The following is a 23,385-nucleotide window of genomic DNA, read 5'->3' on the forward strand; positions in this document are numbered from 1 at the left end:
TGCGATAGCCGGACTGTTGACGGTACGGCCGTTCATTCATCAACGCCGAAGTCTCGCGTCCCCGGCTACTTTGAACGCGTCACCAATACGTCATCGATCATGGCAAAGCGATTGACCGCCAATCGTAAACGACTTTTGGTGGCGTGACCGATTCCCGCCGATTGAAACGAACCGATCTCATCTCCGTCAATCCGAACGTGCATGGAGTCGCCTTCGATCGTGACCTGGAGGTCATGCCACTGTGACGGATCCAGCTTGTGTTTAAATTTCTTAGACGTTGAGGCGATCAAAGCTTTCTGTTCGGCGGTGAGCGATTTCGCTTGGTTGGCCTGACGAATATCCAATCGCATTCGTCCGGTTTTCATGTCGATCAATTCGACCGCTTGAGTCGTGATCTTGGCCATGCAAATGTGTCCGGCGTGGACCGACTTTTCGTTCATGTCGGCGATGTTGATGCCGAGATCATCCTGAGGCCCGATCTTGAAACGCAGTTCGATCGTCGCATCTTGGAAACTCGTTTCATGGGTCACTGAGACACCGTGATCGGCATCCGGGTGACGCGTGATGTGCATGACACCATCGATCAAATCAACTTGTTGATTCCCCTTCGCCCGAGTGCGACTGTTCGTTCCCCAACCGTTGCCGATGTGTTCTTGGCCGGCGATCGGCTCGTCGCGTTCGAAAGAATCTTGAACCAAGACATCGGACCGCGTGACCTCCTCGGCGACTGCGAAGCGAAGCGGTATCGCACCCGCTGTCACGAGCGTCCAACCCAATGCGGTCGCGACGCAAGCAATCCGGGTGAAGCGTTTGGTCAACACGGAAGTACTGAACGAAAAGAAAAGAGACATATACGGTTCCTTGACGCGATGATTCGAAATGAGGGAGATGGGACGACGATTAGACTACACCATGCCACAAAGCAAAAACCGAGCAAATCAGCACCACCCCAAGCCGCTATCGCCCCCAAAAGGTGGCCGCCCGCCGCCCCTAAACCGCAAACTCAGCCAAATATACGCATAAAACATTCGCAAACCACCCACCAGGGGGTGTAGTGCGGATTCTTCCCCAGTTACATTGTCACCACGTGATTCACACCAGGCTTCCCTTCGGGGGGGTGGTCACGTGCGTGAGACTGGAAATCACTGATCTTTGAAAGTTGGATGTCTCCCTGATGTGCTTACTCGCTGTTCAGTATCGTTTGGTCCCTGAAAGTCCTATTCTTGTTGCGGCCAACCGCGAAGAGTACGTCGATCGCCCCAGCCAAACGCCTTCGATTCAATCGGGCAAACCCCGTGTCCTTTGCGGGATCGATCAAAAGGCCGGTGGCACCTGGTTAGGTGTCAATCAAAACGGCCTGTTTGTCGGCTTGACCAATCGAGCAACCGTGACCCCTTTGTTCGGCCAACGTAGCCGTGGCCAGTTAGCGATGGATCTGCTTCGATGCACCTCCTCGCGACGAGCTCTCGAAAAGGCGCAAACTGAATTTGCCAAAAATCGCTACGAGGGTTGCAACATCGTGATCGCTGACGCGAAAGCGGGTTATGTGATCCACGCCGATGAGCGTCAAGAGGTGGTCGAGATGCATGAGGGCCTCAACATCATCGGTGCCCGCAATCTGAACGATCCCGACGATGCCCGAGTTCAACTGGCCCGGCGACTGTTGACGTTGCAAACGCTCGATTCACCGGTCAAGTTCTTGGCCGTCGCGAGTAAAGTATTCGCCCGCGCACCGGTCGGTCCGGGGCGTCCGAGCATGGTGATTCGTAACGGCGATTACGCGACGGTGAGCAGTTCGTTGATCGCACTGGGCGTGAAACCACGTGACGCGATCTATCAGTTCAGCAACGGCGCGCCCGATGACAACAAGTACGAGGACTATTCGCCGATGCTGCGAGATATCCTCAGCCGTGGCTTACGCGAAGCCCGCACCAAGGCCAAAGTTTCCTAGGCGGCAACGCAGCATAATTCAAGCATACAAGCCCGACGCGCGAGCGAGCGGTTCGGTGCAATGACTCCACTCGCTTGGCGGCGTGTTGATTTAATCTGCATCACAACCCGCCGCGTGAGTTTTGAAGTCGCGTTTTTGCCTGTGGCATTGGTTTTTAGTAACCCGCTGCGTAAGCGAGGGAGGAGTCAATATCAATGATCCTTCGCTTACGCGTCGGGTTACGATTAAATCAACAGGCTGTTGAACGCCGGGCTTGCATTAACAAGGCTGACGCAAGGGTCCGATATCCGGCCGATAACGAAAACAGCCACGCCGAACCGCATGGGCATCGACGTGGCTGTCGGGGTATCAGTCGTCCGTGGACTTACCCATCCTGGCTTAGCTATTGGAAACCGATTCGGTGTCTTCGATCGCTTCTTCGGAATCCAAGTCGTCGGCTTCGCCGCCTTCGCCGTGCGGCGCGATGTATCCGCCTGAGGCAAGCACTTTGTTCTTGATCTCGTCGCGGATGTCGGTGTTCTCGATCAAGAAGTTGCGAGCCTTTTCTTTGCCTTGGCCGAGATAAGTTTCGCCATACTTGAACCAAGCCCCGCTGCGACTGACGACTTTGTGCTCGGTACCGAGGTCCAACAAGTCTCCTTCGAAGCTGATGCCGTTGGTGTGCATCATATCGAACTCGGCAACGCGGAAAGGCGGTGCGACTTTGTTCTTGACGATCTTGGCTTTGACGCGCTGACCGACTTGTTCTTCACCGTCCTTGAGCGCGCCGATTCGACGGACGTCGATGCGGCATGAGCAGTAGAACTTCAGCGCCCGGCCGCCGGGCGTCGTCTCGGGACTGCCGAACATCACGCCGACCTTCTCGCGGATTTGGTTGATGAAGATCACCGCCGACTTGCTCTTGGCGATCGCACCGGTCAGTTTCCGCATCGATTGGCTCATCAAGCGAGCCTGCAGTCCGACGTGGCTATCCCCGATCTCGCCTTCAAGTTCCGCCTTGGGGACCAACGCGGCGACCGAGTCAATGATGATCACATCGACGGCGTTACTCTTGACGAGCATTTCGCAAATTTGCATCGCCTCTTCACCGCTACTGGGCTGGCTGACCAAAAGGCTGTCCAGCTCCACGCCGAGTTTCTTGGCCCAGCTCGGGTCGAACGCATGTTCGGCGTCGATGATCGCGGCGATCCCGCCGGCTTTTTGGGCTTCGGCACCGATGTGCAAAGCCAAGGTCGTCTTACCGCTCGATTCCGGGCCGAAGATCTCGATGATCCGTCCCCGCGGGATGCCTTGGCCACCCAACGCCATGTCGAGCGACAATGATCCGGTGGGGATCCCGTCGATCGTGAGTTTGTGCGACGCCCCGAGAGGCATGATCGCGCCCTCTCCGAACGACTTTTCGATCTGTTGTAAGGTGGTTTTGAGCCCGGGCTCTTTTTCCAAAATCCGCTTCATGCCGGGATCGAGTTTGACGCCCTTGGAAGCCGCCGCCGTGGCCATACGTGGTTTCTTAACCATATCCGTGTTTATCCCTGTTCCCTAAAAGAATTCTTTTCGAATCTGTCCGAATTTTCCGTACGAAGTGGTCGGCTGATCGTATCGCTTAGAAACCGCCCGGACAACGAAATATTCCGCAAATGCGGCAATTTCATTCGAAAACACGGACATTTTTTCCACAGCGATTTCTCGATGCCGAGTGAGTCACCTTGGCCTCACACGAATACTATCGCACCGGGCGTGGACACGTTTGGTCACGGCAGACCAAAAATAGAATTCCAACGCATAAAAGCTGAGCCAACGCAAAGCATCCCGGCGGCGTTCGGCGAATTTTGGCCAAGGCAGCCTGCAGCCAAACCGGCTCGGCCCGACGCTGCGCAACGATCCGTTGAGAAAGCGTCAGCTCATTTTGCGTTGCCCACCCCCAAGTCGAAACGTGCTCCCATCCCTCGGACGTTCGACGCCATCCGACCGGCAAAACGGCCCGCCCGATGCGATCCGGTTCCAGTTCACTCGACGCGAACGATTGATTGGCTGAGTGTCGGTCGGCGTCACGGTCGGCACGGCCTGGCGTCGCGATCGCCGAAAGCGTCTGCGCGGCAATCAATAATGCCCCCAAAAAAAGCGTCGACCGCAAACGCCGACGCATCCATCCCAAGGGGTCATCCCCACATGCCGCAACCACGACGACCTGATCGGAAGAAGCCGAGACGATGGATCGGTGGAAGCGGGGCCGGTGGAAGAAAGACAGAGCTTGCATGCTCTCTTCCCAAGCAACCAACACGCCGCAGAACAACACGCCCGCCCCGCTTACGCTCTAAGTGTCGTCGAGGCAAAAGGTTGCGAGTCAGGATGGACGCCAATAGCGAATGACTCCCCTCGGCTGTCATGACGTTTCAAAGCAACATGTGTGGCATCGAAGCAACTTCTGTTGATCGTAGAAACCACGGAAACCGTTACAATCAAGTTCGCGTCGCCTTGCGTAGCGAAGGCTCGAAATCCACAATCACGGTTTGGATTCTGCAACCTTTCCCCCAACGTGATCCTGATTCTCGTGGCCGATTCCCCTTCCAACGTCTCTTCCCCAGCGTCAACCGACGCCGGAAATCCCACCGATCTGACGGACCCGCATGCGGCCCGGCGTCATAAACTCGAAGAGATCATCAAACGCGGAATCGATCCCTGGGGTAGCCGTTTCGATGATCGGCTGCTGGTCGGGCAATGCCGTGACCGGATCGGCGAGATTCAATTCCAAACCGCCGACGGCCGAACTCTCGAGCTTCCCGACGTGGAATCCGAAGAGGTCGATTACCGCCAGTGGAAATCGGACAACGGCCCCGGCGAAGAAATCGGGCCCAAGGTCCGCGTCGCCGGACGTATCTTACTCTCTCGAGACAACGGTAAACTAATCTTCGCCAACATCCGGGACTGGACCGGGGACATTCAGATTTTCGTCGGCAAGAACCAAGTCGGCGAAGAGAACTTTGATCTCGCCAAACTGCTCGACCTGGGTGATCTGATCGGCGTCGAAGGACGTCTGGGCCGTACCAACACCGGCGAACTGACGGTGTTCGCCGAAGAAGTCACGTTGCTGACCAAGATGCTCGAGGTTCCTCCGGAAAAGCACGCCGGGATGACCAACACCGAACTGCGCCAGCGGATGCGCTATGCCGACTTGGCATTTAACGACGGTGTCATGCAAACGTTCCTCGACCGTACCAAGATTATCAAAAGCGTGCGCCGAACGCTCGACGATCAAGGGTTCTGCGAAGTCGAAGGCCCGACCTTGCACACCGTCCCCGGTGGAGCGGCGGCTAGGCCCTTCGAAACGCATCACAACGCGCTCGATATGAAATTAACGATGCGGATCGCATTGGAACTTCACCTGAAGCGATTGATGGTCGGTGGCATGGAACGTGTCTACGAACTCGGGCGTGTTTATCGCAACGAAGGCCTCTCGCCACGACACAACCCTGAATTCACGATGATCGAAATCTATCAGGCGTACGGCGATTACGAATCGATGATGGATCTCACCGAGAAGATCATCTGTGACGCGATCGATCAAATCGGTGGCGGATACGTTCGCGAGTTCAACGGACAACAAGTCGACTTCACACCACCGTTTCAACGCCAAACCTATGCGGCGTTGTTCGAGAAAGCCACCGGAGTCGATCCGTCCGACGAAGCCGCCGTGATCGAGTTGGCCAAGAAGCTCCATTTGGAAACCGCCGGCAAACACCCTGACGTGATCCGCAACGAGATCTTCGAAGAGAAAGTCGAAGACTCGCTGCAAGGTCCGATCTTCGTGACCGATTACCCCGCAAGCATTTGTCCGCTAACCAAACGCAAGAGAGGCAACCCGGACATCGCCGAGCGATTCGAGTTGTTCATTTGCTCGATGGAATTAGCCAATGCTTACACCGAACTGAACGACCCCGACTTGCAAGAAGAATTGTTTAAGACGCAACTGGACGGTCTCGAGGAGGAGGACTCGATGGCCAAGATGGACCACGACTTTGTGCGGGCATTGCGTTACGGAATGCCACCGGCAGGTGGTTTGGGAATCGGCATCGACCGACTGGTCATGGTGCTCACCAATTCAAAATCGATCCGAGACGTGATTTTGTTTCCCGTCTTGCGTCCGGAATAAATATGCCGATTCAAACTCAGAGTGAAGCCGCCACCGACGAGACCGCCGGCCGGGTGGACGCGTTCGTTCGCCGTTTGACGGAGACTTCGCACAGCCAATCGCGAGGCATGATCGATCGCGGATGCGTCAGCATCAACGGCAACGCCTGCGATGACCCTGCTGCACCCGTCGCTGTCGGGGACTTGGTCGCCGTTCGCTTCGACCCGACGCAACGTTACCGTCCCAAAAAAGAACGAAATTGGGACGATCGCACGTTCACCATCGTGTACGAAGACGAACATTTGATCGTCGTCGATAAAGCCGCCGGGACGTTGACCGTGCCCACCGATCGCGGTGACCCGAACACGTTGGTCGAACGTGTGTCGATTTATTTGAGCCACTCGAAAACCGAACGCGAGGCTTGCTTGGTTCACCGACTCGATCGCGAAGTCAGCGGTCTGTTGATTTTCGGCAAACACCAACCGATCGCCGACGCCCTGATCGAGCAATTCAAATTGCAAAAACCCGAACGGATTTACAACGCGATCGTCGCGGGAAGGATGCCCAACGACGAAGGCACCCTGCGGGCTCATCTGGCGACCGGAAAGAACCTCGACCGTTACGTCACTGCGCCGGGCAAGGACACCGAAGAAGTGATCACGCACTACCGAGTGATCGCGCGTTACGAAGACACCACGTTAGTCGAAGCCAAATTGCAAACCGGTAAACGCAATCAAATCCGCGTTCAACTTTCCTACGCCGGTCATCCGATCTTAGGCGACCCGCACTACGAAAAGGAACGCGCCCAACATCCACGTTGGATCCGACGCCGGATCGCATTGCACGCCTTGTCGTTGGAATTCATTCACCCGGTCAGTGGCGAACCGATGAAGGTGACCTCGCCGTTACCATCGGCCATGCAAAAGTTCATCGCCGGCAGCCGAGTCCGCAAATAAGATGGATCGCAGCAAAGTAGGCTGGGTCGCAGCGATAGCGGAGACCCGGCAACCGCATCACTGTTAGCGATTGGCGTTTAGCTCAACCGCGTTGGACGTTAACGACCTCTTGCCTCGGTTATTCACAACACGAACCGCAGCTAGGGGGCTGTCGGTTTAATTAGCCGTACCGCGTTAGCGGCGGTTTGCACGGCCGTTAACCGGGGCTAACGCCCATCGGCTAATTGTTGTCATTCGGTATACGATTAAATCAACAGCCCACTAGCGCCGAACAGCCTAACGAGCCTCTCACCCCCGTCGATCCGATCGACTTACCGGATCGTCACCGAAGACCCTTCTGACAAGATCCCAAAGACATCACGCGAATAGTTCCCCGCGATGCTGATGCAACCTTGATCGGTCGGCTTGTCCGCTTGAGGGCTTCCGTGCAAGCTGATTCCTGAACCGAGATCGATCCACATCGCACCATAAGGGTTGCGTGGATTGCCCGGCGGCACCGGATTGCCCGAGAGATCGTAATACGTCTTGGCGGAATTCTTTTCTTGGATCGTGTACGTGCCCGCTCGCGGCACCGGGTCCGTGCCAACTCCGATCGGGAATCGACCAGCATACAAATCACCGAGGAACAACGTTAGTTCTTGATTGCCTAAATCCACGTCGGCTCGGAAGGGCCCACGAAGAACCTTTAAATCGGTTCCCGGCAACACCGTCACGGGGTCGTCGATACCATTGATGTTGGCCAGCAGTTGCCAAGGCACATCGTACTTCTGAGCAATGTCCATCAACGTTTCGCTTCCGCTCACACGGTGCGGTTGTTCGAGCAAATGTTCCGGTGAGTAAATCACTTCGCGAGCCAAAGGATCCAATCGGATCAAAAGCTCTTCACGCTGATCGCTGGTCAGGTTCGGGGTCTCGTAAAACAAGCTCAACGTCGCCAATGCTTCGCGTCGTCGATCCGAGGTGTATTGGCGATCGGCCGTTGCGATCGCGTTGGCCAAACCGGCCGCCGCCAAATCGGCTTCACGGGAAGTCTTCGCCGGTACATCCGCCTGCATCGCGTCGGTCGGATCGGGCAGACTGAAGTTGGAACCGGTCGACGGGTAATCTTGATTCGGATCCGGTCGGATTGAGGACCCCGCCGTCATGCCCACATCTGGCAAGCGAGCCGCCTGTGCGTCTCTGTTCGGCGAGTTTTGAGGAGCGTCCAGATCGCTCAATTGAAACGAAGCCGCCGAACCGTCGTCCGAGCCGACATCGGCGAAGGTTTGATCGACCGCACCAAAACTCATCGCATTATTGCCCGAGACTTTCGGATTCATTCCATTTGAATTCGATGCGACCGTTTTCGGCGGTGCCAGTTCTTCCAACGTGCCCGAATCGATGCCGAAATCGTCGAAATTATCGGGGAAATCATCCAGTCCCGACTCGACCAACATCGACTCAACCCCCTGAGGCAAGGGATCAGGCGGGGTGGTCATCGAGACGTACGCCCCATAAAGGACGGTCATCAGTAGGACGACGATGGCGGCTGTCTTGAGCGTTTGCACAGCGGTCTCTCCCTGCCGAATGGTCGTTGGTGAGTCTCCGAGACATCCTGCCTCGGATCGATTTCCCACGAACGGTTGTGCGCGAATATGAATTTTGGGGGTGAACCGAGTCGATCGTCCACCTCTGTATGAAGGACATAGCGAAATGGTATTGTTGGAGACCAGATCAATTATCCTGGTCCGGTTTCACGTTTCATCATTTTGATGGAATTCACCCAGGTTTCCCTCGAATTATTTAGGTTTGTCATTGCCCGGTCCTCACCAACTTGTCGATTTCGGTGATGGTCGCAAGTTGGAATCGTTGGCCGGACGGTTGGTCGATCGCCCCAGCCCCGCAGCGGAACACGCGACACCCCGCCAACCCAAACTCTGGAAAGATGCCGAAAGTCATTTCGATCTGGCATCGCGGACTTGGACCCATCGAACACCGTGGCCGGACGACTTGAGCTTGGAGTTTGTCCCATCGGCTAATCATTTGCCACTCTTGGTGCCGGTCCAACCGACGCCGTTTGGACACATTGGCATCTTTCCTGAACAAGCCGATAATTGGCGTTGGTTGATTCAGACCGCAGCGACCCAGCCGACTGCGACGAGTTCGCGACGGGCTTCCTCGCCGCAACATCAAGCCCTGAACTTGTTCGGCTACACCGGCGTTTCAAGTCTCGCGATCGCCCGCTCGGGGATGCATGTCGCCCACGTCGATGCCGCTAAACCGAACGTCGAAGCGGCCAAACGCCTGGCCGCCGCGAACGACCTGGCCGAAGCACCGATTCGCTATCTCGTCGACGACGCGGTCGCCTTCGTGCAACGTGAAATCCGACGCGGCAACCGCTATCACACCATCGTGATGGACCCACCCGCCTACGGTCATGGACCCAAGAGCCAACGCGCCCCTCGCCGAAAGGCGACCGACGAAACCGGAAAACGTCCCGCCAAACAAGCGAAGGCTTGGCGGATCGGTCGCGACCTACCCGACTTGATGCAAAACTGCTTGGACTTGATCACCGGCCGTTCGTTTCGGCTATTGATCACCGGGCACTCAGCCGAAATGAATCAAGCCGACGTTCTGGAAGTCTTGCAACGCAAGTTATCGCACCGGCGGATCGGTCGCCTGGACCCTGTTTTCGAAACCGGCCGGATGACTCTGACCGATCCCTCAGGCCGAAAACTGGACGCAGGCTTCTTTGTACGATGTCTGGTTAGCTAAGAACCTATCCGAAAAGGGGTCTGACCCTTTGGGGGCGAGTCGTTATTCATTCGTTTGAGGGTATCGCCGGAGAGGGTCAGACCCCTTTTCGGATAGGTTCTAAGCATCACGACAACGGCTCAAGATCCCGCTTGGCGTTCTCGGCGACGCATCCGATCGATTCGATTGCGATGATGCAACAGAGTTCTAAGCACGTCGAAACTGGCTAAGACCAGTATCGTCAACAGCACCAGCATCGCGCTCATCCAACACGAGATCCACCACGTTTGATTCTCCGGTGTCGCCCAAGTCGCGGCCAAAATCATCAACCCGCACAAGAAGAACAGCGAGTTGACCCGTCGGCGCGAACGAGTCCGCCGCGAAAGGTAATCTTGATCGATGGGATCGTTCAGTTCATCGTTGGGCCATCCCACCTTCTCGGAATGAAACAGCCAAACGGAGAACCCCATCAGGGTCAACGCGAGGATCAAGCCGCCGGCAAACATCACGCCGCTCCTAAAATGAATCGAGTCTCAAACACTAGCGGATCTCGGACTGTTCCAAGATCCATTGATGCACCACCCAAGTTACCGCAGCCAAACTCGAACCGCTACAGTTTTCCGGAATGTCCTGAGTCGTGTGCCAATACTGCGGCGCACGAAACCCCGGTCGGGGATAGTCGAAATCGATCAGGTCTGTCGTCGGAATCCCAGCGATCTGATTCAACGGTAAATGGTCATCGCGAATCTCCTGCATCCGCGTTCGAGGCACAAACGCCCGCACGCCCAACCGATCCGCCGTCCGCCAAATCGATCGTGTGACGTCGCGGGCGTATCGCAAGCTATTGCGTTCGTACAGCAACTGCAATTCACGGTCGCCGACCATGTCCAACAAAACACCCGCCCGGTAAGGAACCGAGGGCGGCGAGATCCGGTACTGCTGGGCAAAGAACGTCGAGCCCAAGAAGAACTCGTCGCGGCTTTCGTCAAAGATGAACTCTTCGGCATCGAACAACACCACGTCGACCCCGATGTCCTCGGGCAGAGCCGAGAAGTGATGGCTCATTTCCATCCAAACTGCCGTGCCGCTGGCCCCATCGTTGGCACCGACAAAAACACCGCGTGGGTCATCGCGATCGCGATCGGGAAACGGGCGGGTATCGTAGTGAGCGCAACCGAGAAACCGGATCGGTCGTTCGGGGAACCAAGAGGCAATCAGGTTCGACATTTCAACCGGCTCACCGGTTTCGGGATGCCGAATCGTCTCCGTCTGCAATCGCACGTCCGCGCCGTTGTTTTGAAAAAACTCGACAAGAAACTGTTTCTGTTGTTCGAACGCGGGTGATGCGGTCGGCCGCGGACCAAACTCGCAGAGTCTTTCGAGATAGCCCATCGCCCGCTCGGCCGAATAAATCGCCGGAATCGGCCGACTGGTCAGTTCCAACGGCCGCTCCAATCCACGATTGGACGTCTTCCAATAAACCGCCAAGCCGCCCCCGATCCCCATCCCCAACACGAGCAACGGCCACCACCGCCGCAGCGGCGAAACGGGCCGAACGTTCGCGGTCGAAGCAAAAGACGAAGCGTGTGGATCAACGGACGAGAATTTGTCGGGAGACATCCCCTGTGAACGCACCCGTCCAGCCTTCGGTTCGGAAACGCTCATCAGGAAAACCCCATCATCAAGAAAACTCCATGACCCTAAAGTCCGCGACGGCCTTCCACGCCCCAACGACAAAGGGCAGAAAACAAGACGACCGAAAAACAATACCCTAGCGAACGAGCCCGGATTCCGGTAGAGTTTGACGTTCGAAAGCGGCCCGGTACCCCCGAGTCCTTCGAATCGGGATGTGGCTCAGCCTGGATAGAGCGCTGCACTGGGGGTGCAGAGGTCGCAAGTTCGAATCTTGTCATCCCGACTCGGCAAAACATTGCTTTTTTTGAATTCTCCTGGATCATGAAAACGTCAAATGCACGTTTCATGCACGAATCAGGAGTGTTCCGATGCCACGGCAGCCAAAGCCCTTCTTCCGCAAGCAAACTCAGAGCTGGTATTTTTCGACCGGCGGCCAGCAAATTAAGCTCGGCAAAGACAAGGATGCGGCCTTCACCAAGTTCCACCAAATGATGGCCGACCCGGCCACGATTGCGACGGACAACACTACCCTCTACCAGCTCAGCCAGACCTATTTGGACTGGGTGAAGACCAACCGCAAGAAGGCCACCTACGATCGCAGCCTGCACTACCTGAAGAGCTTCATCGACAAGGTCGGAAAGCAGCTGAAGGTCACCCACCTGAAGCCCTTCCACGTCAATCGTTGGATCGACAAACCGACCTGGAACTCGACCAGCCGTGCCGACGCGATCGGCGTCGTCCAGCGAAACCTCAACTGGGCCGTCGAACAGGGATACCTAATCCGCAACCCGATCGCTGGGATGAGAAAGCCGAAAAAGAAACGTCGGGATGTGTTCTACACGCATGAGCAATGGAAAAAGATCCGTGATCATGCGAACGCCCCTTTCGACGACCTGCTCGACTTCCTGTACTGCACCGGCTGCCGTCCGTTCGAAGCCCGCACGATCGAGGCCCGCTTCATCCTTGATGACATGGTCATCTTTCCGACCGACCAATCTAAAGGCGAAATCGAACCCCGCGTGATCTACCTCGTCCCCAAGGCCAAAGCCATACTCGATCGCTTAGCGACAGAGCATCCGACAGGACACGTCTTCCGCAATTCGCAGGGCCGGTCCTGGACGAAAGACTCGATCAAATGCCGACTTGATCGAATCTCCCAAAAGGTGGGCTTCCACGTGATCGCTTACGGGGCCAGACATTCCTGGGCCACCCACGCCCTGACTTCAGGCGGCATCGACTCGGTCGCTGCCGCTCACCTGATGGGCCACAAAGATCCCGCAATGGTCGCACAAGTCTACAGCCACCTGGCCAAGCAGCCCGAGTTCCTGCGTGCTCAAGCGGCAAAAGCGATCCAGGGTCATGCGTCCGAGCAAGACGATTCATCCAATCAGCTCACTTAACCCGCTTGGCTGGGCGTGCAAAAGGAAAATCAGCTCCGGTGTCGGCCGCCGGTGCGCGATAGCCAACTGGCGAAACCCACTGCAGCAAGATGAGCTTGTCGGGTTTCGTCGGCTCACGGTGCCTTGCCCTATGCGGACTCTCGCACGCTTGACTGCTTTTGAGTCCTGGAACTTTTTCTTCCTCAATGCGAAGCTTAATCTGCACGACCTCCCGAAGTGGCAACTTTCCCGGGACTACAAAGCGATCACGCCCGAAGCCACCGACGATGAACTTCGCACGTTCATCGAAACCAAAGTCATCCCGCAGTGCGGACTGTGCCCGAGCAAATGCCCCGCCTTCGTCCATCCCGATCCTTTGAAATGGAGTTCACTGCAATGACCGCACCCGGCCCCTACCGACCACCGATGCCGCCATACCCGTTTGCCCACCGTTCGATCCGCCCGACAGCGCACCGCACGATGCCCCGGAGTTGCCTGACGGTCCTATTATCCTGACGCCGCGACCGGAAGAGCCAGTTGTGATCGAATCCCCTTTGCCACATCACATTTGGCCGCGGCTCCCGCCGGACCATCCTTATCACTTGCCGCCGGGGCACTCTTACCCCGACGACCTCCCGCCCGGTCACCCCGGAAGCGCGTACCCCGGCATGCCCGACTATCCTGTCGTCCATCCCGGCGACTGCGGCGACGACTGGCCCAGCTACCCCGGCATCCTCGACGATTGGCCGCCGTCTTACGACGACTACTCAATTAGAAATACGCCAAGCGATCTTCAACGCTGGCTTTTTCGTGCTTTCGCAATGCATAGAAGAGTTCGTGCTTGGAGTCGGGTTGTCCGGATTGTTTTGGTCCAATGTGCTGGTGGTGTACTACTAATCATGCCGAACTACACGGTCGATCTTTGCACTACGGATGTTCCTTTGGTGACGTAGGCTTTCAATCAGGAGAAACCACGGATGGTTTCATACGCAACGATAAGACCGGTTTGGCAAAGCTGCGCGATTGTGCTGTTGGTGACGATCTGCGTCGTCGGTTGCAAATCGCCGCAGCCGTGTTGTGATCCCGGCCTGCCGGCGCGTGAGCTGGCTTGTCGCACTGGCGTGACGATGCAAAAGACGCCGCCGTGTCAGCAAGTGATTCCGCCGGGCGTGGTTTTGGAAGATGGCCTGAGCGAAGACGAAGCGGTGTTGATCGCACTGTCGAACAATTCGGCGTTCCAGGCGACGCTCGCTCAGTTGGGCATGGCCCATGGCGATGCGGTACAAGCCAACCTGCTGATGAACCCACAGTATCTGATTTACTTCCCGACCGGGGCGAAGGAAGGACAATACACGCTGTTTGCGCCGATCGAGTCGTACCTGTTGCGACCGTCTCGGGTGAAGGTCGCCAATCGAGAGTACCGACGAATCGGCGAGACGCTCGTGCAGAACGGACTCGATTTGGCTCGCAATGTTCGCATTGCTTATGCGGATCTGGCCGTCGCGACTCAGCAGGCTCAGCTCGCGCAGGAAGCATTGCAGATTCGCGGCGAAGTGTTTGATGTCACCGAGAAGCGTTTGGAAGATGGCGACATCAGCGAACTCGAAACTATTACCGCCAAGGTTGACCGTTTGAATGCGAAAGCGGCGGCCGGCGTGCAGGATCAAACTGTTGCAATTACCGAAGCTCGCTTGGCGACGTTGATCGGGTTAACTCGGTTGCCAACACCGCTCTTACCGTTGCCGCTGCAATCGCCGACGCTTCGGATGCTGGACGAACAACAACTGATTGACCAAGCTTTCGCTTGCCGCCCGGATTACAACGCAGCGAAGTGGGCGGTCGCGGCGGCTTCGCAGCGCTCACGTTTATCGCGATGGTTGTTCCTACGGATCGACGGAGTGGTGGACGTACGCAGTGATCCTGGCGGACGCACTGGTGGTGGGTTACGGTTTGACATCCCGATCTTCAATCGCAACGAAGGCGGAGTGATCCGAGCGGACTGGGAAGTGAATGCCGCGATGCACCAGCGTGATGCGATCGCGGATCAAATCGTGGCCGACGTTCGCACTTCGATTCGCACGTTGCGGCAAGCGTCAGATAACTTGCGAGTGTTGGAGCAAGAGGTCGCGCCGGCGTTGGTTGAATCGCTGGACATCTCACGAAAAGGTTTTGCCGACGGTGGAACAGACTATTTGTTGGTGTTGCAAACGACGACGCAGTATCTCGACGCGAAAGCCCGTATCCTCGATCAGAAAGCAGCCTACTCTCGGGCGCTCGCCGAATTGGAACGAGCGGTAGGATGCCACTTAGAAGCCGGCCTGGTGGACTACGAAACTTTGATGGAGGTCGTCGACGTGCCGCTTGCGATGCCAAAGGAAGAACCGAATGAGGGAACTGAATCGGACCAGCCGGATACAAAGCCGGTCGATGCGGCCCCAGAGGACGAAGATGCTGACAAACACACGAAAGATCTAGCGGACTTACTGGAACTTGACGGCAATCACTAGATTTGCCCACCTATCGCCCCAGCTTTCGGCAACTAAGCTGTTAGTAAACACGAAAGCGGCGAGTCCAATCAACGAAAGTTAGCCGCGGCAATCCCGGCAGACTTTTGTTCATGAAACACTCTCACCGAATTCTCATCTTCGCGACATTCGCGATCAGCGTCGGCCTCTTGCCGGGCTGCCAAAAGGCGGACAAGTCCAAATCCGAATCGGTCAAACCGGCCAAGGTCGAAAAGTTGCCCGTCGAAACTGACTTGGCAACCATCACGCTGACCGAAGACGCAAACCGGCGGCTCGGCATCACTACTGCGGCCGTCGCCGAGCGAGAAGTCATCCGGCGACGGACGCTCGGCGGACAAGCCATCGTGCCGATCGGCAAAACGATTGTCGTATCCTCGCCGCTGGCCGGCATCGTGACTCGGTCGGGCGACCAAGCGATCCCGCCGCCGGGAACTCGCGTCGCGGTAGGCACTCCGTTGCTTTCGATCAAGCCGCTTCTGTCGGCTGAACGAGATGTGATGACGCCGGCCGAACAAGTTCAACTTGTGGGCGCACGAGCGAACTTGATGGCCGCACAAACCGTGGCCGCTGGCGACGTGGACCGTGGCAACGCGGAAGTCGAAGGCGCTCAAATTGCTTTTGACCGTGCATCCAAACTTTTCGCCGACCGAGCCGGTGCGAGGCGAGCCGTCGACGACGCGGAAGCTCAGTTAAACATCGCCAAATCCAATCTTGCAGCAGCCAAAGAACGCGATAAGCAACTCAAAGAGCTGTTGAAGATGCTGGACGTGCAGTCGCCGGATGGCGAAGTCACCCCACTGCCGATGACCACACCGATCGGCGGCCTGGTTAATCGTGTCGACATTAGCGAAGGCCAAACGGTGGCCAGCGGTACGGTGCTGTTCGAGGTCGTCAATCTGGACACGATCTGGATTCGAGTCCCCGTGTTCGTCGACATGCTTGCGGAAATTCAGCAAGACGAACCGGCCAAATTGGTATCGCTCTCCGGAGACACACTTCCGCACGACGTGATGGCAAACCCCATCGCGGCTCCTCCAACCGCCGACGCGATGTCGTCATCGGCTGATCTGTATTACGAAGTCGACAACTCAAAGCTTGCACTGCGTCCTGGTCAACGAATCGGTGTGGAGCTACCGACGTCTAAAAAAGCATCGTCGTTGGTTGTTCCGAACGCCGCGATCTTGTTTGACATCTATGGCGGCGGTTGGGTTTACGCGATGACGGGCGAGCGCCAGTACACTCGCAATCGCGTCAGCGTTCAGTTCGTCGATGGCGACGAAGCGATGTTGGCGGCCGGCCCAGAGGTCGGAACGAAAGTGGTCGTCGACGGTGCCGCGGAATTGTTTGGCACCGAGTTCGGGGCTGGCAAATGAACTGGCTGATCACAACCTCGCTTCAGTTTCGACTCCTTGTCATCGTTCTCGCCATCGCACTGATCATCGTTGGCGTTCGCACGTCCGACTCGGTGCCGCTGGATGTCTTCCCCGAGTTCGCACCACCACTGGTCGAGATTCAAACGGAGGCTCCCGGCATCGCGACCGAAGACGTCGAAAGTCTGATCACGGTGCCGATTGAGAACGCGGTCAACGGTATCCCGTTCGTGCAAACAGTGCGTTCAAAATCCGTGCTCGGTTTGTCGAGCGTGCGAATGATTTTCGAGCCTGGCACGGATTTGCTGACCGCCCGGCAGTTGGTGCAGGAACGGCTGGCACTCGCCGCACCAACGCTGCCCATGGTCGCTCGGCCGCCAGTGATCTTGCCACCGCTGTCTTCGCTGAGCCGTTGCCTCAAGATCGGGTTGTGGTCGGATACGCAGTCGCAGATGGACATGACGGTGCTGACCAAGTGGACGATCCGACCGCGGCTGATGTCGATCCCTGGCGTAGCGAATGTCGCCGTTTGGGGCGAGAAGGAACCACAACTGCAAGTCGTCGTCGATCCGGATCGTCTTAGAGCGAACAACTTGACACTCGACGCGATTCTGCAAACCGTCCGGGACGCCACGGCTGTTGGTGCGGGTGGTTTTGTCGATACGGCGAACCAACGTCTGGCTTTGCGGCATGTTCCCGCAGTCTACACGCCCGAGCAACTGGGCGAGATCGTGGTTGGGTTTCGCGGGCAAAATGGCAACGTACAGATCCCCGCCACGGGACCGACCACCATGCCATCGCCCGGCACGCCGCTGCGGATCAAAGACGTTGCCGAGGTCACCTATGACTACGCTCCTCCAATCGGTGACGCAATCATCAACAGCCAACTTGGGTTGTTATTGATTGTTGAAAAGCAACCGTGGGCCAATACGCTCGATGTGACTCAAAACGTCGAAAAGGCGATGGCGGAACTAAAACCCGCGATGGGTGAAGTTGAATACGACACGACGATATTCCGCCCGGCGACGTTCATCGAACGAGCACTCACGAACCTCGGTCATTCGATGTTGGTCGGATGCGTGCTGGTCGTGATCGTGTTATTGCTGTTCCTCTTCGATTGGCGATGCGCGATCATCAGTGCGACCGCGATTCCGCTTTCGTTACTGGCGGCGGTGCTGGTGTTGTACTACCGCGGCGGCACCGTCAACACGATGGTGCTGGCCGGATTGGTAATTGCACTCGGCGAAGTCGTCGACGATGCGATCATCGACGTGGAAAACATCATGCGTCGGTTGCGGCTGAACTCGAAGCTCGAAAAGCCACGAAGCAACTTCGCCGTCGTCCTAGGAGCCTCTTTGGAAGTGCGTAGTGCCGTTGTCTACGCAACCGTCATCGTGATCCTGGCGTTCCTGCCAGTGTTCTTTTTGACGGGACTGGCCGGAGCGTTCTTCCGCCCGCTCGCCGCAGCCTACATCTTAGCCATCCTTGCCTCGCTTGTCGTCGCACTCACCGTGACGCCAGCCATGTCGTTGATGTTGCTGCCCAAGTCGGCCCAACGTCGCAGCACCGACGGACCGCTTGTGCGTTTGTTCAAACGCATTTACCGAACGGTCCTGGGATTTGCTTTGCGGATTAAATGGGGCACCATCGCGGTCACGCTCATCCTGTTTGGATGTCTCGTTTCGACCATTCCGATGCTGGGCGAACAATTGATGCCCAAGTTCCGCGAGACCGACTTCCTAATGCACTGGGTTGAAAAGCCCGGCATCGGCATCGACGCGATGAACCGTATCACGATTCGTGCCAGCGACGAAATGATGGCCGTTGATGGCGTACGCAACTTCGGTTCGCACATCGGCCGCGCTACCGTGGCCGATGAAGTCGTCGGGCCGAACTTCACCGAACTCTGGATCAGCATTGACGACGACAAAGACTACGACGCGACGGTGGCTGAAGTCCAAGAGATTGTCGATGGCTATCCCGGTTTGTATCGCGACTTGCTGACGTACCTGACCGAACGGATCAAGGAAGTTCTGACCGGCACGAGTGCGTCGATCGTGGTGCGGTTGTACGGACCCGACTTGGATCAGTTGCGTTTGACCGCGAAAGAGATCGAAGCGGTGATCAAACCGATCGAGGGCGTGACAACCTTGAAAGTCGAACCGCAAGTACTGGTGCCGCAGATCGCAATCGACATGAAAGTCGAAGCCGCATCGCAGTTCGGTTTGACGCCAGGCGTGTTGATGAACAACGTCACGACGTTGGTGAACGGAATGCGAGTCGGCGAGATGTATCGCGACCAAGCGATCTTCCCCGTCGTGGTCGTCGGCGAAAAGAAGTTACGAACCGATCTGGCAACCCTGAACGACTTGATGATTGACACGCCATCGGGTGCTCAGGTTCCGCTTTCGACGGTCGCCTACCTGACGATCGTGCCCGCACCCAACGTGATCGCCCGCGAAGGAGCGTCACGCAAACTGGACGTGACCTGTAACGTCGACGGCCGCGACTTGGCCGCCGTCGCCAGCGACATTGAAGCGGCCGTGCGAGACAAGATCCAGTTCAAAACCGGCTACCACCCCGAGTTTTTGGGCGAGTACGCCGAAGCCAAAGCATCACGCCAACGCTTGCTGCTGCTTTCACTGGGCAGCATCCTCGCGATCACGATCATCCTCTACATCGACTTTGAAAGTTGGCGATTGGTGTTGTTGATCTTGATGGCGTTGCCGCTTGCCCTCGCCAGTGGCTTGTTGGGCGTGTTCGCCGGCGGCGGCATCATCTCACTCGGTTCGCTGGTCGGATTCGTCACCGTTCTGGGCATCGCTGCCCGCAACGCGATCATGCTGATCAGTCACTACCGACATCTCGCCGAAGAAGAACCCGGCATCACCGCCCGCGAGTTGATCCTGCGCGGAGCCGAAGAACGCTTGGCCCCAATCCTGATGACGGCCCTCACCACCGGCTTAGCTCTCGTACCCTTGATCTACACCGGCGAACTCCCGGGCCAAGAAATCGAATACCCGATGGCCCTCGTTATCCTCACCGGCCTGGCCGGGGCCACGATGGTGAATCTGTTGGTGCTGCCGGTCCTGTATTCTTGGTTAGCACCGAAGAACCAAACCGCATGAATCTTTGGCAATCGCTATCGACCAGTTGGCAGTTCTGGGCATTTTTGTCGGCGCTGGCGGCCGCATTGACGGCGGTGTTTGCCAAGCAGGGTGTGAAGGGCATTCCGCCGGATGTGGCGACATTCGTTCGCACCGTCGTGATCCTGCTGTTTGTCTCGGTGATGTTGTACCTGTCGTCGCAGTTCGGCGTCTTGAAGTCGTTGTCGCGTCGTGCGATCGCTTTTCTTGTTCTATCCGGCCTTGCCACCGGGGCGAGCTGGATCTGCTATTTTCGAGCGTTGGATCTGGGCAAGGCCGCGCAGGTCGCGTCGGTCGATAAGCTGAGCGTTGTGTTGGTTGCAATCATCGCGATGATCTTCTTGAAAGAACGACTCTCTCCCATCTCGCTTACCGGCATAGGCCTGATCACGCTGGGGACCGTGCTGGTGGCATCGGGAAAGTGATCAGCGAAACACGAACATCTTGCGGATCGTGTAGTTCAGCACCGTGGAAAATGCAATGCAGGTGACGGCGGCTAGCAAACTGGGCGTGTTGAAGACGGTAATTAGAAGACGTCCAAACTGCAAACCGCCGAAGTAGCTTAGCAGTGAGACACCGAAGAAGAGAAACGCCTCGGTGGTTGGGCGGTGGCGTCCTTGCTCGAAGACCCATCGTGAATTGACCCAGTAGCTCACCGTGTTGGCGGTGACGAACGCGACCGTCTTGTCGATGGCGAAATGTCTTGATCGAACGATCTCGCTGATGCTGATGCCGTCACACGGTAGGACGAAGGTTTCCAGCAGGTGAAAGCCGAATAGATCGACCAAGGCAGTAAACGCACCGGCGATTAAGTAGCGAACCCACTGGCGGTGCAGCAGGTTCACGCCGGAACCGTCGATGCGAACCGATGCGTTAGTAGTCAAACCAGACCCCCATTCCAAGATAAGACTCGCGTCGTTGAAAGAACGAGAATTGGCTTGTTGGGCCGTCACCGTACTGAGCACCGAATCGAATGCGACGTCCCGATTTCAAGCTTTGGAACGACCATCCCGCTTGCACCGTGGTGGAAACGTCGTAGTCGACTGCTTCGCGAAAGTTCAAATTGACGGCTGCGAACGGAGCACCTCGCCGCATGTTTTTCGCGATTGGCGTGTACTCGGCTCCGGTCTGGAACTGATACCGCTTGGCTCCACCGGAAGCACGAAACGCGTTTGCAAACTCGCCGTACAGCCGCATGTCGTCACGCGGCCGATAGCTGCCGCCGACAATCCATGACTCGGTGACGTAGTTGATTCGTGTGAACGTCGGATTGCGGATCAAGTATTCGTCACCGACGTGCGAGCTGATGTGAAAGTAGCCGATCTTCATCGCCCAAGGACCGTCGGCCCACGTCATTTCCGTTCCAAATCGGTAATCCATTGACTCGACATCTTCGGCGTGCAATAGATCTAACCGAGTGATCACGGCCCCTTCCAAATCCCACTGCCAACCGGATGCACCGTGAGCTTCGCCGGTTCCGTAGCGAAGCAATCCGACGCGTCCACCGAGCGTTGCGTCCCAGAAAATGCCCTCGTTGTCGTCACCAAAGATGACCGTCGAGATGCGTGGCTCTTGTGGAGCGGCCAAGTATGATTGCCACAACAAACCGTCGGGAAGCAGATGCCATTGATCGCTTTCTGTCGTGCTGCCCAGGCAGGGATCGCAACTGTCATCGCTGAACGCGGCGATGTCGCCAGTTAAAGAATTGCGAAAACCAGTTTGCTCGATAAGGTCGGCGTCATCCCACACGAAACCGTCCTGAGCGACGGCAACGTCGCCAAGCGAAAGAACTAGAGCGAGCATGCAGCCCAAGTGAAACCAAGTCCTTTCCATCTAACGGCTCACCTTCCCAGTCGACGCGACTGTCTTCGCGACCGGCGTGATGCGTGACGCTCGATAGACATGTTCGTGGCGAGGTGAAACCGTCAAACGATGCGTGGAAGCCAAAACCTCTCGCGTCCGTTCGATTCTCGCGTCATCGGTTACCAATACAAAATCGCGTTGATTCGACGCGAAACCGACGAACTCGTCTTCCCACTCGATCGAAAACGCCACCGTCTGACGCTGCGATAAGTGAAAGGTCGCCCCGTGCGGCTTTTCGCCAAAGAAAACGATCGCCGCATCGGCGTCGTCTTCAGCGACTCGGAAAGCTTCAACGTACACCGAGCGTTCGGAAGAGATTGTGGGCAATAGAACCGTGGAAGCGAACAGCATCACGCCAACTGAGACCATGGCCGTTCCCGCCCAAGCCAATCTGTCTACCGCGATGTTGCGATTCCAATTCGCCAGCACGATGGCCAACACGACGACGCACCCAATTCCCACCAACACACTGACTGGCGAAACAGAACCCGCCAACCATGCGTCGACACCGATCATGGATCCACAAGCCATGATCAAAATCACGGTCGCTCGCCGCGGAAACGGAATCAAGTAGTTCGTGATTCGATCCACCGCATCGCGACGAAACACGGTTTGATCCAGCATCACGCCCATCGCCAAGCAGATTAGCGGGATCGCAGGCAAGATGTACGTTGGCAATTTGCAACTGGCCGCCGAGAAGAACGCCAGCATCCAGACTGATCCGCAAACCAGGAAGCCGAGATCCTTGGAACGCAGCGAACGCTTGCGACTGGCCGAACTTGCCACGAACACACCTACCGAAGGCAACAACAACGACGCCGGAAACATCGCCGCGAACACGATAGGAATGTAGAACCAAAACGGCTGCTCGTGATTCGACCCTCTCATGAACCGTTGATAGTTGTGCTCCCAGAAAAAGTAGTCCACGAATTGCGAATTGAATTTGGCCACCGCGATGTACCACGGCACGCAAACGACCACCATCGGCACGACGAAGGCGACCCAGTGCAGTATACGAGTTCGACTGTGATCGGCCCGCAACCAACCGCTGACGATCAACGGCGGCGCGCACAGCACCAATGCCACGGGGCCTTTGGTCAACACTCCCAAAGCGCAGGCGACACCCGACACCATCCACCATACCGGGCGATGGCGTTGGCCTCGGACCGCGATGTAACCGGACAACAGGCAAAGGGTCGTGAAGAACGTCAGCAACGAATCGAGAATCAGAAACCGACCCGAGAGCACGAATCCGCCACACAAAGACAATGACATCGCGCCTAACCAAGCCGATCGTCGCCCCACCACGCGGCTACCCCAACCGAATACGAACAGAATCGTCGCCAGCGCCGACAACATCGACGGCAGTCGTGCCGCCGTTTCCGTCGTACCGAATGTCCGAAACGACAATGCCGTCAACCAGTACATCAATGGCGGTTTGTCTAGATAGGCTTTGCCGCCCAGGGTCGGCGTGACCCAGTCACGTGAGTCGATCATTTCGATCGCGATTTGGGCGTACCGCGTTTCATCAGGTTCGATCAGCGGGTAAGCCAGATTCGGAACGAGGACCACGCACGCGGTGGCAATCAGCGTCACCCATGCCACGCAACGTTGACGCCGAGACCAACCGCTGGCCGGGGAAACGGCCTGTTGCGCAGGCGCTGGGAAGTGATCGTCCCACACATGTCGCATCTTCGT

General features: G+C 57.0%; 19 protein-coding genes and 1 tRNA gene. 11 read left to right on the plus strand and 9 right to left on the minus strand.

The features are described from left to right. Positions 1–65 precede the first annotated feature (65 nt). On the minus strand, positions 66–851 hold the full coding sequence (locus Pla100_RS05030) for a family 16 glycoside hydrolase (RefSeq protein WP_146576481.1): 786 nt from the start codon (positions 849–851) through the stop codon (positions 66–68). A 323-nt stretch (positions 852–1,174) separates the two neighbouring features. Between Pla100_RS05030 and Pla100_RS05035 the strand changes: the two genes are divergently transcribed. Next, positions 1,175–1,951, plus strand: coding sequence for an NRDE family protein (locus Pla100_RS05035; protein ID WP_146576482.1), 777 nt, complete (start codon positions 1,175–1,177; stop codon positions 1,949–1,951). Positions 1,952–2,329: 378 nt separating this feature from the next. On the opposite strand, the gene recA is transcribed toward Pla100_RS05035, so the two are convergent. Both recA and Pla100_RS05045 read right to left on the minus strand, forming a co-directional pair. Then, positions 2,330–3,469, minus strand: a complete 1,140-nt coding sequence (gene recA / locus Pla100_RS05040; protein ID WP_146576483.1) for a recombinase RecA — start codon at positions 3,467–3,469, stop codon at positions 2,330–2,332. A gap of 205 nt (positions 3,470–3,674) precedes the next feature. Beyond that, positions 3,675–4,208 (minus strand): hypothetical protein, encoded by a 534-nt coding sequence (locus Pla100_RS05045; RefSeq protein ID WP_146576484.1) that lies wholly within the window; start codon positions 4,206–4,208, stop codon positions 3,675–3,677. A gap of 294 nt (positions 4,209–4,502) precedes the next feature. Between Pla100_RS05045 and lysS the strand changes: the two genes are divergently transcribed. Further along, positions 4,503–6,101, plus strand: coding sequence for a lysine--tRNA ligase (lysS, locus tag Pla100_RS05050; RefSeq protein ID WP_146576485.1), 1,599 nt, complete (start codon positions 4,503–4,505; stop codon positions 6,099–6,101). Positions 6,102–6,103: 2 nt separating this feature from the next. After that, positions 6,104–7,036 carry an RluA family pseudouridine synthase gene (locus Pla100_RS05055; RefSeq protein WP_146576486.1) on the plus strand — a complete coding sequence of 311 codons (933 nt, stop codon included), beginning with the start codon at positions 6,104–6,106 and terminating at the stop codon, positions 7,034–7,036. 311 nt (positions 7,037–7,347) lie between these two features. Here Pla100_RS05055 and Pla100_RS05065 read toward each other — a convergent pair whose 3' ends face one another. Beyond that, the gene (locus Pla100_RS05065) at positions 7,348–8,583 is read right to left on the minus strand and encodes a L,D-transpeptidase family protein (RefSeq protein WP_231602713.1); all 1,236 of its coding nucleotides are present in this window, start codon (positions 8,581–8,583) and stop codon (positions 7,348–7,350) included. A gap of 247 nt (positions 8,584–8,830) precedes the next feature. Between Pla100_RS05065 and Pla100_RS05070 the strand changes: the two genes are divergently transcribed. Further along, the gene (locus tag Pla100_RS05070; protein ID WP_146576487.1) at positions 8,831–9,790 is read left to right on the plus strand and encodes a class I SAM-dependent methyltransferase; all 960 of its coding nucleotides are present in this window, start codon (positions 8,831–8,833) and stop codon (positions 9,788–9,790) included. 119 nt (positions 9,791–9,909) lie between these two features. On the opposite strand, the gene Pla100_RS05075 is transcribed toward Pla100_RS05070, so the two are convergent. Both Pla100_RS05075 and Pla100_RS05080 read right to left on the minus strand, forming a co-directional pair. Further along, positions 9,910–10,275 carry a hypothetical protein gene (locus Pla100_RS05075; RefSeq protein ID WP_146576488.1) on the minus strand — a complete coding sequence of 122 codons (366 nt, stop codon included), beginning with the start codon at positions 10,273–10,275 and terminating at the stop codon, positions 9,910–9,912. A 34-nt stretch (positions 10,276–10,309) separates the two neighbouring features. Continuing rightward, positions 10,310–11,434, minus strand: a complete 1,125-nt coding sequence (locus Pla100_RS05080) for a M28 family peptidase (protein ID WP_231602714.1) — start codon at positions 11,432–11,434, stop codon at positions 10,310–10,312. Between the two features lie 178 nt (positions 11,435–11,612). Here Pla100_RS05080 and Pla100_RS05085 point away from each other — a divergent pair. The 7 genes from Pla100_RS05085 to Pla100_RS05120 all read left to right on the plus strand — a co-directional run bounded on the left by Pla100_RS05085 (position 11,613) and on the right by Pla100_RS05120 (position 20,249). Further along, positions 11,613–11,687, plus strand: a tRNA-Pro gene (locus tag Pla100_RS05085). A gap of 85 nt (positions 11,688–11,772) precedes the next feature. Then, complete coding sequence (locus tag Pla100_RS05090; protein ID WP_146576489.1) at positions 11,773–12,804, plus strand: tyrosine-type recombinase/integrase; 1,032 nt, start codon at positions 11,773–11,775, stop codon at positions 12,802–12,804. A 148-nt stretch (positions 12,805–12,952) separates the two neighbouring features. Further along, on the plus strand, positions 12,953–13,183 hold the full coding sequence (locus Pla100_RS05095) for a hypothetical protein (protein ID WP_197167700.1): 231 nt from the start codon (positions 12,953–12,955) through the stop codon (positions 13,181–13,183). A gap of 577 nt (positions 13,184–13,760) precedes the next feature. Then, positions 13,761–15,290, plus strand: coding sequence for a TolC family protein (locus Pla100_RS05105; RefSeq protein ID WP_146576491.1), 1,530 nt, complete (start codon positions 13,761–13,763; stop codon positions 15,288–15,290). Positions 15,291–15,400: 110 nt separating this feature from the next. Then, positions 15,401–16,681, plus strand: coding sequence for an efflux RND transporter periplasmic adaptor subunit (locus Pla100_RS05110; protein ID WP_146576492.1), 1,281 nt, complete (start codon positions 15,401–15,403; stop codon positions 16,679–16,681). Continuing rightward, the gene (locus Pla100_RS05115) at positions 16,678–19,806 is read left to right on the plus strand and encodes an efflux RND transporter permease subunit (RefSeq protein ID WP_146576493.1); all 3,129 of its coding nucleotides are present in this window, start codon (positions 16,678–16,680) and stop codon (positions 19,804–19,806) included. The genes Pla100_RS05110 and Pla100_RS05115 overlap by 4 nt, the downstream gene beginning before the upstream one ends. After that, positions 19,803–20,249: an EamA family transporter gene (locus tag Pla100_RS05120; protein WP_146576494.1), complete on the plus strand. Its 447-nt coding sequence runs from the start codon at positions 19,803–19,805 to the stop codon at positions 20,247–20,249. The genes Pla100_RS05115 and Pla100_RS05120 overlap by 4 nt, the downstream gene beginning before the upstream one ends. On the opposite strand, the gene Pla100_RS05125 is transcribed toward Pla100_RS05120, so the two are convergent. Genes Pla100_RS05125 through Pla100_RS05135 form a run of 3 tightly spaced genes read right to left on the minus strand, consistent with a single transcriptional unit; the run spans position 20,250 to position 23,379 of the window. Next, entirely contained in the window at positions 20,250–20,708 is a 459-nt protein-coding gene (locus tag Pla100_RS05125) for a GtrA family protein (RefSeq protein WP_197167701.1), read from the minus strand. Next, on the minus strand, positions 20,698–21,627 hold the full coding sequence (locus Pla100_RS05130; protein WP_231602715.1) for a DUF1207 domain-containing protein: 930 nt from the start codon (positions 21,625–21,627) through the stop codon (positions 20,698–20,700). The genes Pla100_RS05125 and Pla100_RS05130 overlap by 11 nt, the downstream gene beginning before the upstream one ends. A 30-nt stretch (positions 21,628–21,657) precedes the next feature. Beyond that, positions 21,658–23,379 carry an ArnT family glycosyltransferase gene (locus Pla100_RS05135; protein ID WP_231602716.1) on the minus strand — a complete coding sequence of 574 codons (1,722 nt, stop codon included), beginning with the start codon at positions 23,377–23,379 and terminating at the stop codon, positions 21,658–21,660. Between the last annotated feature and the right edge of the window lie 6 nt (positions 23,380–23,385).

Source organism: Neorhodopirellula pilleata (genome assembly GCF_007859915.1).
GTDB lineage: Bacteria > Planctomycetota > Planctomycetia > Pirellulales > Pirellulaceae > Rhodopirellula > Rhodopirellula pilleata.

Coding starts and splice junctions, on each gene's coding strand:
- Pla100_RS05120 (WP_146576494.1), top strand. CDS start 19,803: ATGAATCTTTGGCAATCGCTATCGACCAGTTGGCAGTTCTGGGCATTT.
- Pla100_RS05130 (WP_231602715.1), bottom strand. CDS start 21,627: ATGCTCGCTCTAGTTCTTTCGCTTGGCGACGTTGCCGTCGCTCAGGAC.
- Pla100_RS05045 (WP_146576484.1), bottom strand. CDS start 4,208: ATGCAAGCTCTGTCTTTCTTCCACCGGCCCCGCTTCCACCGATCCATC.
- Pla100_RS05135 (WP_231602716.1), bottom strand. CDS start 23,379: ATGCGACATGTGTGGGACGATCACTTCCCAGCGCCTGCGCAACAGGCC.
- Pla100_RS05035 (WP_146576482.1), top strand. CDS start 1,175: ATGTGCTTACTCGCTGTTCAGTATCGTTTGGTCCCTGAAAGTCCTATT.
- Pla100_RS05030 (WP_146576481.1), bottom strand. CDS start 851: ATGTCTCTTTTCTTTTCGTTCAGTACTTCCGTGTTGACCAAACGCTTC.
- Pla100_RS05090 (WP_146576489.1), top strand. CDS start 11,773: ATGCCACGGCAGCCAAAGCCCTTCTTCCGCAAGCAAACTCAGAGCTGG.
- Pla100_RS05105 (WP_146576491.1), top strand. CDS start 13,761: ATGGTTTCATACGCAACGATAAGACCGGTTTGGCAAAGCTGCGCGATT.
- Pla100_RS05075 (WP_146576488.1), bottom strand. CDS start 10,275: ATGTTTGCCGGCGGCTTGATCCTCGCGTTGACCCTGATGGGGTTCTCC.
- Pla100_RS05115 (WP_146576493.1), top strand. CDS start 16,678: ATGAACTGGCTGATCACAACCTCGCTTCAGTTTCGACTCCTTGTCATC.
- recA (WP_146576483.1), bottom strand. CDS start 3,469: ATGGTTAAGAAACCACGTATGGCCACGGCGGCGGCTTCCAAGGGCGTC.
- Pla100_RS05110 (WP_146576492.1), top strand. CDS start 15,401: ATGAAACACTCTCACCGAATTCTCATCTTCGCGACATTCGCGATCAGC.
- Pla100_RS05055 (WP_146576486.1), top strand. CDS start 6,104: ATGCCGATTCAAACTCAGAGTGAAGCCGCCACCGACGAGACCGCCGGC.
- Pla100_RS05080 (WP_231602714.1), bottom strand. CDS start 11,434: ATGAGCGTTTCCGAACCGAAGGCTGGACGGGTGCGTTCACAGGGGATG.